Here is a 10780-nt window from a genome sequence, read left to right on the forward strand (position 1 = left end):
CGTTGTGGGTGCGGTCGGGCGAGCGAGTCCGACCGAGTCGGCCTCACAGCCGCTTCGACACGTACGGCCCGTCCTGGTGGTAGCCGAGCTTGTCCCGGTAGTACTCCCGGGCGCCGATGCCGGAGATGACGGCCATCTTGCGGTAGCCGGCGTCGCGGGCGAGCTCCTCGGCGCGTTCGAGGAGCCTGGTGCCGTACCCCTTGTGTTGCCAGTCGCCGTCGCCGCCGATGGCGACCTCGGTACCGTACACGTGGAGCTCACGGATCAGCGCCGCGTCCTCCAGCTCCCGGCGGATCGCGTCGTCCTCGGTGCCGGGCGCGCCGGGCTGGTCGGGCGCGAACGAGGGGAACCGCAGGCGGCAGAACCCGACGAGCAGGTCGCGGACGGGGTCCTCGAAGGAGATGAAGTGTTCCGTCCCGCCGCCGGCCTCGTACGTCATCACGTCGAGTTCGACGTCGTCGGGGTCCGGGTCGGCGTCGTTGTGACCGACCTCGCGGGCGCGGATGTCGCGCTGGACGATCCCCTTCTCCTCGGCGCGCTGATCGGCCAGCTGTCGGAGGTTCGACTTCCAGACGCCGCCCTCGATGAAGTCGGCGGGGATGTCGCGCTGGACGCGCTGGAGCCGGGTGTACTTCGGGACGTGGTCGATCGCCTCGGCGACGACGTCGGCCGCCTCCTCGTTCGTGAGGGGGTCGAACTCCTCGCGGCGCCACCGGTCGTACACCCGAGTCCCCTCGACGACGAGCGTCGGGTAGATTTTCAGGTAGTCGGGGCGCCAGTCCGGGTTCTCGAAGATCTGTCGGAAGTCCTCGATACACATCTCCCGCGTCATCCCCGGCTGTCCGGGCATCATGTGGAACCCCACCTTGAACGCCGCGTCGCGCAGGCGACGGTTCGCGTTGCGGGAGGCCTCGTTTCCGTGCCCGCGGTGCATCTCGCGGTTGATCCGCTCGTAGGTGGTCTGGACGCCGACCTCGACTTTGGTGCCGCCCAGGTCGAGCATCCGGTCGATCTGCTCGGGGTCGCACCAGTCGGGCTTCGTCTCGAACGTCGTCCCGATGTTGCGGATCGCGTTCGTCTCGTTCTCCGCGATCACGTCTTCGAGGTACTCGAACTCGGTCTCCTCGGGAGCGGGCGCGAACGACTCGCCCTCGGCCGGCTCCGGCTTCTCGTCCAGGTCGTAGTCGTTCATCGCCTGCAGGGCGCGCTTCACGAACCACTCCTGGTAGTCGTGCGAGCGCGCGGTCATCGTCCCGCCCATCAGGATGAGCTCCACCTTGTCGACCGGGTGACCGATCTTCCGGAGCTGTTCGAGCCGGAGCGTGACCTGCCCGTACGGGTCGTAATCGTTCTGCTCTCCGCGGGCCGCGGCGGGCTCGTGACCCGTGTACGACTGCGCCGAGGAGAACTCCGAGGCCGGTCCGCCGGGGCAGTAGAGGCACTTCCCGTGCGGACAGAGCTTCGGCGAGGTCATGATGGCGACCGGCGAGACGCCGGACGCGGACCGGACCGGCTTCCGCTGGACCACCTCGATCACGTCGTCGCGCGCCTCGAAGGGCGCGTGGTCCAATATGTCGGTGTTCTTCGGGACCTTCGGGGACGAGAACTTCGAGCAGGCGTCGAGCTTGGCGGACTCGAGGTCGTCGCGGTCGATCTCGCCCGCGAGGATCCGGTCGACGAGGTGTTCGCAGGTGCGGACGAACGCCTCTGGCTCGTCGCCGTCGGAGTTCCCGCCTCCGTCGTCACCCCCCTCGCCGCCGGCGTCCGCGTCACTCGCCGCGTCGGTACTCATTACGCTCCGATCGACGGGTTTCGGAGTTAAGCGTGTCGCACCGCGGGAACCGGCCGGTTTTAGGCCGACCCGGGCGTAGCCGCCGCCGTGTTACGCAAGGACCTCCTGCGCGTCTCGCGGGCCGGCGGTGGATACCGCCCGCGCTTTACGGGTCGCGAGCACCGCCCGCTCGCGGCCCGGGTGCTCGGGACGTTCGAGTCCCACGTCGGGGAGCGCCGCGGCGACCTCGACGACGCGCTGGCGGCGCTGGAGGCCGACGCCGGCGACTCCGGCGGCGACTTCAAGCTCGTCCGCGGGCTCGCGGCCCTGATCGAGCGCGAGTGCGACTTCGAGACGCGGGCGCCGGTCCCGCCGCGGCGCGTGCGGCGGGCCGCGTTCGAGGCCGCGGAGGCGGTCGGCGTCGCGAGCGAGGCGGAGCGGGAGACCGCGGTCGACCGAGCCGCCGACGCGCTGGGGATCGAGCCGGGCGACGTGGAGGCGTCGCTGTACGCCGACCGCGACGTCAACGACGTCCTCGTCGACGCCGACGTGCGGTGGGGGCCGGACTCCCTGTTGGAGCAGTACGACCTCTCGCTGGCGCAGACCGCCCTCTTCGACGCGACCGAGGTCCGGATCCGGTCGAACGACCCGAAGCGGCTCGTCTCGGCGGTGAAGCGGCTCCGGCTGATGTACGAGCTGGAGAAGACGCCCGAGGGGCGGGAGCTCGTCGTCACCGGCCCCGACACCCTCTTTTCGCGCACCCGGCGATACGGGACCGCCTTCGCGCGGCTCCTCCGGACCGTCGCGGAGTCCGCGGAGTGGTCGCTGGAGGCGACGATCGACGACCGCGGCCGCGAGCGCACCATGCGCCTCTCCGACGGCGACGTGACGGTGCCGGGCGTCGAGCCGGTCGCGGAGCCGTCGTTCGACAGCGGGGTCGAGGCCGACTTCGCCGGGCGGTTCCGCGGGCTCGACCTCGACTGGTCGCTCGTGCGGGAGCCGGAACCGCTCGAAACGGGGACGCGCGTGATGATCCCCGACTTCGCGTTCGACTACGATCACGCCGACTTCCGGCTGTTCTTCGAGGTGATGGGCTTCTGGACCCCCGAGTACGTCGAGAAGAAGCTCGGCCAGCTCGCAGACGTCGAGGACGTGGACCTGCTGGTCGCGGTCGACGAGAGCCTCGGCGTCGGCGAGGCGGTCGCGGCGCGCGACCACCGCGTCGTGACCTACTCCGGCACCGTCCGCGTGAAGGAGGTCGTCGACGTGCTCCGCGAGTACGAGGCCGAGTTCGTCGCGGACGCGGCGGCCGATCTCCCGGACTCGTTCGAGCCCGAGGACGACGTGCTCACGCTGACCGACCTCGCCGACCGATACGGGGTGAGCGTGGCGGCGGTGGAGGACGGCCCGTTCCCGGAGCACGAGCTCGTGGGGCGGACGCTGGTCAGGCCGGCGGTCCTGGAGCGGATCGGCGACGAGGTGGCGGACGGGGTCCCGCTGGCGGAGGCGGAGACGGTGTTCGACGGGTACGGTATCGACGACGCGAGCGCGACCCTCTCCGCGCTCGGGTACCGAGTCGAGTGGGAGGGACTCGGCGGCGGAACGGTCCGGAGAAAGGAGTGACTTCCTCCCCACCCTACTCGCTCACCGCTGACGCGGTTCGCTCCTTGAGGGTGGGGCTTCCTGCTTCCATGACGCGCTTTGCAGACACCGAATCGGTGTCCGTAGGGAGCGCAGTCTCCACAGGCGTTGATTCGGGACAGCCCGCCCCTATTTGTTCGAGACCGAGAGAAAGAATGTTCCACGACGCATTCGCGTCTCTGTCCGCCGCGAATCCACACGACGGACACGAATGCTCGCGTACCCACAACGGCTTGTCCGTCTCGACACCACACGACGCACACTCTTTCGTCGTTCCTCGGGGGTCCACGGCGACGAACTGCGTCCCTTCCCGTTCGCACTTGTATTCGAGCATCCGCAGGAACGTCCCCCACGAGGCTCCGGCCCGATTCCGAGAGTTGCCCGGTAGTTCGACCAGTCCCTTCGCGTCCAAGTCCTCGACCGCTACAAGGTCGTATTCGCTGGCGTAGTACCCCGAGAGTTTGTGCAAGAAGTCACGTCGCTTGCGTTTCAGCTCGGCGTGGCGTCGAGCGACCGTCTTGCGTTGTTCCTCCCAATTGTTCGAGCCGTGTTTCTTCCGCGAGAGGTTACGTTGAGCGCGTTCCAATCGCTCGCGTTCATCGGAAAGGTCCGGCGACTTGACGGCGATTCCGTCGCTGTCGTGGACGTATTTCAGGATACCCACGTCGATGCCAACTGCGTCAGTCACTTCGTCGGGCTTCTCGGGAGGGTCGTCAGGGGTTTCGACGCCGAGGATGGCGTACCACTTGCCGGTGGGTTCGCGTTTGATCGTGACGGTCTTGATAGTGGCATCGTCAGGCAGGTCACGGTGGAATGTGATGGGAATGTCACCAATCTTTGAGAGCCACAGTCGCGTCCGACCACTCGTGTTTTTGAGTTTGAAGCCGGATTGACTGTAGGTGAACGATTGGTACTCTCCCGGTGCTTTCCACTTCAACTCACCGACGTTGTAGCCGTTTTTCTTCCGGCCTTTGAGCGTCGAGAGGTTGTCGTACAACCGCTGGACGACTTTCTGTAACGCCTTCGAGTGAACGTCTCGTAGGTCGGTTCACCAGTCTTTCAAGTCCGGCAGACGCTTCTGCTCGGAGTACGAGGACGTATCGTCGCGTCGGTTGAGTCGGTGGAGGAAATGGTTGTAGACCTGCCTACAGGTATCGACAGTCCACGCTAACCGCCCGCGGAGGTCGTCGAACGGGTTCAGCCGATACCTGTAGTTGTAGTTCATCTATTCGTCGGTAGGGTCGGATGTACGGACGATTTTCACGTCCGCGCCACGCCATCGTTTCGGGACGTAGACGTGAGCGCCGTTGCCGGTGGCTTTCACGTCGCCGTCCACGACTTCGTGGCCGTTGATTGTGAACTGTTCCATGTACGATGTAGATACATTATCGGGACGTATAAACACTTTGGTGGGCCTGTGGACCGGTCGTTGCAGAGTGTCTGTGAGACGATGACGGCGTGGACGAATCGCGGAGCGATTCGTTCGCACACCAGAAATCTGCGATTTCTGGGGACGCTGTATCCCCGCCCTACTGCGCTACTCGGTCGCTTCGCTCCCTGCGTTGCTCCCTGAGGACGGGGCATTAGCGCCTGAATTTTAGGTAAAGCGCCGATCGCGGATTACTCTGGGCTGAAAATGAGACTGATTTTATATATTTCGGTAAGGTAATTGTCCGGTTGGAGCACGCTATGGTCACCAACATCCAGACGCGGCTGCTCGGTAGAGACGTATCGTTCCCGGTCGAGGAGTCACGGTTCGCCTACTGGCTCGTCGTGATGCGGCTGATCGTCGGCTGGTGGTTCCTCCACGCGGGGCTCGACAAGTTCTTAGCCTGGCCGTTCGACGCGAGTTGGTTCGTGGGCGGCGCGGCGGCGGGGACCAGCCTCGCTCCGATTGTCACGCTGTTCTCCGACGGAATCATGCTGTCGTTCGTCAACGTCATGGTCCCGCTCGGGCAGACGCTGATCGGGCTCGGCTTAATCGTCGGCGCGCTGACGCGGCTGGCCGCGTTCTTCGGCGCGTTCCTGATGACGTTCTTTTACTTCATCAACGGCGAGACCGGCGGCTGGGCCCACGGCGTGATCACCGGCGACCTCCTGGGGCTGCTGATCTTCGCGATGATCGCCACGCTCGGCGCCGGCCGCGTGCTCGGCGTCGACGCGTACCTCGCGAAGACGGAGTTCGTCAGGAACCACCCGCGGATGCGGTACTTGATCGGCTAACACGGAGACAACAATGAGCGAACTCACCACAGTGGAACGAGTCGGACTGTACGGCGGCGCAGCGCTGCTCCTGATCGGGACGGTCGGGATGGGGCTGCTCGAGATAATCGCGGGAGCCCCGCACCCGGTGTCGGGCGAAGGGCAGGTCGTCCACGAGACGCTGATCAGTCTCAGCGTGCGGTCGTACACGATCCTGCTCGGCCTGATCCTGATGGCCACGTACGGGATCACCAACCTCGCCACCAAGCCGCCGAAGGACACGTCGATCTGAGGCGTTCGACGCGGTGGAGCGCCGCCAGCGGGCCCCGCTCCGACGGGCGGTTTTTATCGAATCCGACGCGGACCCCTCGCTCCGCGACGGGGACCCCTCACTCCACGACGGGCAGGTCCGCGCGGCTCCCCTTGGGTACCACGGAGCGCAGCTCGTCGTAGAGGTACAGTCCAACCCCGATCGGCGCCGACCCGCCGGCTATCTCGTGGGTCGCGATCAGATACCCCCAGTCGCCGTCCCACTCCGGGAGGTCCTGATCGTCGCCGGCGGCGAACCGGGCGGCCTGCTCGGGGCCCAGTTCGACGACGTTCCGCGTCGCGTGGCGGCCGAACCGGGTGGCCGCGCGCCCGGTGGGCTTCCAGTGCTCCTGTCGCGTCCGGAGGAAGGTCATCCCGATCGCCTCCACCCCGCTGGGGTCGGTCGCCTCGCCGTTGAAGATCCAGACCTTCCCCGCGCCCTTCTCCCAGAAGCTGTACCCCTCGAAGACGCTCGGGTCGACCCCGAACCGCTCGTCCCACCAGTCGAGCACCTCACGCCGGCTCGCGCGCCCGTCGACCTCGCGGTCGTCGGGGGTCTCCGGGAGGCGGTCGAAGCGCTGGCCGTCGTTAGTCGGGGCGTCTCCGTCCGCGTCGTCGACGGATCCGGGGCCGTCGCTCACGCCGCCACCTCCCCGTCGCCCGCGCCCGCCTCGTCATCCCCGCCCACACGAAGCTTCGCGCAGAAGAACCCGCCCGTGTCGTTGTGATGGGGGTAGACGCGGTGCGCGCGCGTCACCGACTCGTCGAACGTCTCGCCCTCCCACTCGGTGACGCCGGGGACCGCGTCGAGCGGGAGGTCGAACTCGACGACCTCGCAGTCCTCGTTCGAGATGACGTGGTCGAGCACCGCCTCGTTCTCCTCGGGCGCGAACGTGCAGGTGGAGTAGACGACGGTCCCGCCGGGGCGGGTCGCCTGCACGGCCCGGGCTAAGACCCCCTTCTGGATCCCCGCGACGGCGTGGACGTGGTCGAGCGTCCACTGGCCGACGACGTCCGGGTTCTTGCGGCAGGTGCCCTCGCAGGAGCAGGGGGCGTCGACGAGGGCCCGATCGAACTCGTCGAACGCGAGCGGCTTCGTCGAGAAGTTCCGGGCGTCTTGATTCGTGACGATCGCGTTCGTGATCCCGAGGCGCTCCGCGTTGTGCCGGAGCGCGGAGAGCCGCCCGAGGTTGTTGTCGTTGGCGACGAGCGTGCCCTCGTCGTCCATCGCGTCGGCGATCTGCGTCGTCTTGCTACCGGGGGCCGCGCAGGCGTCCCAGACGCGCTCGCCCGGCGCCGGGTCGAGCGCGAGCCCCGGGAGCACCGACACCTCCTCTTGCCCGTGGGTCCAGCCGTGGACGTACGGCCAGTTCCCGCCGGGGTTCCCGTCCGGAAGCCGGAGCAGGCCGTCGTGCCACGCCACGGGCTCGTACGCGACGCCCGCTTCGTCGAACGCCTCGCGGACCCGATCGGGCGAGGCCGCCATCTCGTTCACGCGGACGACGGAGGGCAGCGGCCGGTCGCAGGCCGCGCGGAACGCCGACGCGTCGTCGACGAGCGGCTCGTACCGCTCTAACGGATTCATGCCACCCCTTTCGCGGCGGCCCGTTAGTCGGTTTCGGGACGCGCGCGAGGCCACGCAGTCGCACGCCCCGCGCGCCCTACGTTTTAGGTCCCTGCCCGGAGTAGGCGAACGCATGGCACGCATCTCCGTCCTCGACGAGGACGTCTCGCTGGACGAGCCGACGCTGGTGGAGGGGTTCCCGGGCGTCGGACTCGTCGGAAAGATCGCGACGGACCACATGATCGAAGAACACGAGATGGTCCACTACGCGAACGTCCACTGCGACGGGCTCCCGCGGGTGGCCGTCTACCGCGAGGACGAACGGGCGCTGACGACTCCCGTGCGGCTGTACGCCGACCCGGAGAGCAACCTCGTCGCGCTCCGGAGCGACGTGCCCGTGAATCCCGGCGCCGCGACCGAGGTCGCCGGCTGCCTGGAGAACTGGTTCGCGGAGACGGTGACGTTCCCGATCTTCCTCTCCGGACGCGGCCGCGAGAAGGGGCGCCGCCTCGTCGATCTACGGCGTGGCGACCGGCGACGGCGGCGATCGGCTCGAGCGCGCCGACGTCGAGGACCCGCCGGAGGCCGGGCTGATCTCCGGGCCGACGGGCGCGATGCTCGCGGAGGCGCTGGAGCGCGACCGCGACGCCGTCGGGCTCGTCGTCGAGTCGGACCCGCAGTTTCCCGACCCCGAGGCCGCGCGGATCCTCATCCGGAACGGCATCGACCCGATCGCGGAGACGGAGACGCCCACCGAGGGGCTCGTCGACCAGGCGACCGAGATCCGCGAGGCGAAGCGGGCGTTCGCCGAGCGGATGCAGCAGGCCACCGAGGAGAGCTCGCAGGCCGAGCCGCTGAAGATGTTCCAGTAGGCGGCGCGCGCGGTTCTCGACCGGGACGCCGGCGGCTCCGGTCGGGCGGTCTCTCGATTTCGTCGACGCCCGCGCCGAGCGGGGCGCCCCTCGACTCAGTCGTCGTCCGCGCCGGGCGACCCGTCTCCCGCCTCCAACTCGTCGAGGATCGGGCGGTACTTGAGCTGGATCTCGTCCCACTCGCGGTCGGGATCGGAGTCGGCGACGAGGCCGACCCCGGCGAAGAGGGTGGCCCGCCGGGGCGCCGCGACCGCCGAGCGGATCGCGACCGCGAAGGCGCCGTTGCCGGCGGCGTCGATCCAGCCCACCGGCGCCGCGTACCAGCCGCGGTCGAACGGCTCCGTCTCGTGGATCGTCTCCAGGGCGCGGTCGGGCGGGAGCCCGCCGACGGCGGGGGTCGGGTGGAGCGCCTCCACGAGGTCGAGCACGTGGCGGTCGTCGCTGAGTTCGGCCGTGATCGGCGTGTGGAGGTGCTGGACCGTCGCGAGCCGGCGGACGCGACGCTCGCCGGCGGAGACCGACGCCGCGAACGGCTCCAGCTGCTCGCGGACTGTGTCCGCGACGAGTTCGTGCTCGTGGACGTTTTTGTCGTCATCGAGCAGCTCCCGCGCGAGCCACTCGTCCTCCGCCGGCGTCTCGCCTCGCCCCGTCGTCCCCGCGAGCGCGTCGGTCTCGACGGTCCGCCCGCGAAGCGAGACCAGCCGCTCCGGAGTTGCGCCGAAGAAGGCGCTCTCCTCCTCGTCCGGCTCGAAGTAGTACCGGTGACAGTCGGGGTACTTCTCCGCGAGCCGCTTCAGCGTCGCCGCTCGCGGGAATTCGGCCGCCAAGTCCGCCTCCAGCGCCTGCGCCAGGACGACCTTCCGTAAGTCGCCGCCGCGGATGCGGTCGACCGCGGCGTCGACGCTCTCGCGCCACGCCTCGCGGCTCGTGGTCCGACGGGTCTCCGCGATACCTGGGCGCGGCGGATCGGCCGCGTCGCCGTCGACCGCGGCGAGGCGTTCGACCTCGTCCGCCAGCCGGTGCTCGACGGCGTCGACGTCGGTCTCCGGGCCGACAGCGTTCACCGTGAGCCAAGTGCCGTTGTCCGCGAACGTGAGCTGGACGCGCGGGAGCGCAAAGCGCGCCTCCGGGAACGGCCCCCACGTGTCGCCGCCGCAGGCTCCCTCGTGGAAGGCGAATCCGCCGAAGATCCGGGGACGAGCGGCCTCGGTCCCGGCGTGGACGTCGCCGGAGTCGAACAGGTCGGCGGCGGCGCTCCGGATCTCGGCGAACCGCTCCGGGCCGCTCGCGGTGAGGGTCGCGGCTGCCCCGCTCCCGAGGACGAGGGCGTCGTCCGGCGCGCTCCACGTCGTCCGCGGCGTCGAGAGGGCGTCGAAGGCGGCCGCGAACGGGGGCGCGTCGACCGCGGTCGTGCGGCTGACGAGGGGCGGAGCCGAGGTCGAACGCGCCCGTTCCATTAAGTAACGGTCGGCACTGCGGGCCCTTTATCCTGACTATCCCGGCGGTCGGCGCGGGCGACGGGCGCGCGGTCGCTCGCTCTAACGCCTACGGCGCGAAAGCGGACGCCGCCGTCAGCTGTACCGCTCTTCGTTCCACGGGTCGGCGGTGTCGCTGTAGCCGCGCTTCTCCCAGTAGCCGAGCTCCTTCTCCGTGAGGAACTCCACTCCCGAGACCCATTTGGCGCCCTTGTACGCGTACTTGTGGGGGGTGACGACCCTGATCGGTCCCCCGTGGTCGGCCGGGAGGTCGTCGCCGTCGTAGCCGTACGCGAACAGGACGCCGTCTCGAGCGCACTCGTCGAGCGAGAGGTTCGTGGTGTAGCCGTCGAGCGCGTGGAAGAGGACGTGTTCGACGTCGTCGCGGACCCCGGCGTGGTCGACGATTTCGGCGAACTCGACGCCGGTGAACGCGCAGTCGAACTTACTCCACCCCGTCACGCAGTGGAAGTCCTGTCGCTGGGTGACGGCCGGGAGGTCGCGGAACTCGGACAGCGAGAGATCGAGGGGGTCGTCGACGGCGCCCCACACCTCGAAGGCGAACGTCTCGGGGTCCCACGAGGGCGTTCCGCTCTTCGAGAGCACCGGGAAGCGGTCGGTCTCGCGCTGGCCCGGAGGGAGTCGGTCGTCGCCGTACTCGCGGTAGAGCCCCGTGAGGTCCTGAACGTCGCCGTCGGCCTCGGTCGCGGCGTCCGTGCCGCCGGATCCACTCATACGCCGGCGTAGGCGTCGCGCCCACCTATGCGTATCGCTCCGCGTCGGTTGCAGAACCCGGGTCGACCCCAGTCACACCCCGGAAAACGACGCCGACGGCGACGTTCAGGACCTCACGGGGCTCTACCGCGAGTACGGCGACGACCGACTCCCTCCGGGCCAGCGCGAGACCGACCGCTTCCCGGTGCTCTCGAAGAGCGGAACGCCCTCG

General features: G+C 68.8%; 10 protein-coding genes and 3 pseudogenes. 5 read left to right on the forward strand and 8 right to left on the reverse strand.

Annotated elements, in window-relative coordinates:
* Positions 1 to 43 precede the first annotated feature (43 nt).
* Positions 44 to 1792 carry a tRNA uridine(34) 5-carboxymethylaminomethyl modification radical SAM/GNAT enzyme Elp3 gene (locus DJ82_RS08815; protein ID WP_094581598.1) on the reverse strand — a complete coding sequence of 583 codons (1749 nt, stop codon included), beginning with the start codon at positions 1790 to 1792 and terminating at the stop codon, positions 44 to 46.
* 87 nt (positions 1793 to 1879) lie between these two features.
* Between DJ82_RS08815 and DJ82_RS08820 the strand changes: the two genes are divergently transcribed.
* Positions 1880 to 3394 (forward strand): DUF790 family protein, encoded by a 1515-nt coding sequence (locus DJ82_RS08820; RefSeq protein WP_094581599.1) that lies wholly within the window; start codon positions 1880 to 1882, stop codon positions 3392 to 3394.
* A 13-nt stretch (positions 3395 to 3407) separates the two neighbouring features.
* On the opposite strand, the pseudogene DJ82_RS08825 reads toward DJ82_RS08820, so the two are convergent.
* Positions 3408 to 4637 (reverse strand): annotated as a pseudogene (locus DJ82_RS08825) (RNA-guided endonuclease InsQ/TnpB family protein).
* Positions 4638 to 4781 (reverse strand): DUF2080 family transposase-associated protein, encoded by a 144-nt coding sequence (locus tag DJ82_RS14555; RefSeq protein WP_137695475.1) that lies wholly within the window; start codon positions 4779 to 4781, stop codon positions 4638 to 4640. It abuts the pseudogene before it with no gap.
* Between the two features lie 320 nt (positions 4782 to 5101).
* Between DJ82_RS14555 and DJ82_RS08830 the strand changes: the two genes are divergently transcribed.
* Positions 5102 to 5635, forward strand: coding sequence for a DoxX family protein (locus DJ82_RS08830; RefSeq protein ID WP_094522393.1), 534 nt, complete (start codon positions 5102 to 5104; stop codon positions 5633 to 5635).
* A gap of 13 nt (positions 5636 to 5648) precedes the next feature.
* Positions 5649 to 5906: a hypothetical protein gene (locus DJ82_RS08835; protein ID WP_241881481.1), complete on the forward strand. Its 258-nt coding sequence runs from the start codon at positions 5649 to 5651 to the stop codon at positions 5904 to 5906.
* Positions 5907 to 6003: 97 nt separating this feature from the next.
* Here the strand turns inward: DJ82_RS08835 and DJ82_RS08840 are convergent, their stop codons facing one another.
* From DJ82_RS08840 to DJ82_RS15325, 3 genes are all read right to left on the reverse strand, one after another.
* Positions 6004 to 6564 (reverse strand): hypothetical protein, encoded by a 561-nt coding sequence (locus tag DJ82_RS08840; protein ID WP_094581600.1) that lies wholly within the window; start codon positions 6562 to 6564, stop codon positions 6004 to 6006.
* On the reverse strand, positions 6561 to 7508 hold the full coding sequence (locus DJ82_RS08845; protein ID WP_094581601.1) for an RsmB/NOP family class I SAM-dependent RNA methyltransferase: 948 nt from the start codon (positions 7506 to 7508) through the stop codon (positions 6561 to 6563). The genes DJ82_RS08840 and DJ82_RS08845 overlap by 4 nt, the downstream gene beginning before the upstream one ends.
* A 76-nt stretch (positions 7509 to 7584) precedes the next feature.
* Positions 7585 to 7752 carry a hypothetical protein gene (locus DJ82_RS15325; protein ID WP_241881483.1) on the reverse strand — a complete coding sequence of 56 codons (168 nt, stop codon included), beginning with the start codon at positions 7750 to 7752 and terminating at the stop codon, positions 7585 to 7587.
* Between DJ82_RS15325 and DJ82_RS08850 the strand changes: the two are divergent.
* Positions 7675 to 8359: pseudogene (locus DJ82_RS08850) on the forward strand (proteasome assembly chaperone family protein). The gene DJ82_RS15325 and the pseudogene DJ82_RS08850 overlap by 78 nt on opposite strands.
* Positions 8360 to 8454: 95 nt before the next feature.
* Here DJ82_RS08850 and DJ82_RS08855 read toward each other — a convergent pair.
* Both DJ82_RS08855 and DJ82_RS08860 read right to left on the reverse strand, forming a co-directional pair.
* The gene (locus DJ82_RS08855) at positions 8455 to 9816 is read right to left on the reverse strand and encodes an isochorismate synthase MenF (RefSeq protein WP_094558379.1); all 1362 of its coding nucleotides are present in this window, start codon (positions 9814 to 9816) and stop codon (positions 8455 to 8457) included.
* A gap of 114 nt (positions 9817 to 9930) precedes the next feature.
* Positions 9931 to 10569, reverse strand: a complete 639-nt coding sequence (locus tag DJ82_RS08860) for a sulfite oxidase-like oxidoreductase (protein WP_094522401.1) — start codon at positions 10567 to 10569, stop codon at positions 9931 to 9933.
* Between DJ82_RS08860 and DJ82_RS15330 the strand changes: the two are divergent.
* A pseudogene (locus DJ82_RS15330) lies at positions 10550 to 10780 on the forward strand (hypothetical protein); the annotation flags it as partial. The gene DJ82_RS08860 and the pseudogene DJ82_RS15330 overlap by 20 nt on opposite strands.

This window comes from Halorubrum sp. Ib24, assembly GCF_002252745.1.
Lineage (GTDB): Archaea > Halobacteriota > Halobacteria > Halobacteriales > Haloferacaceae > Halorubrum.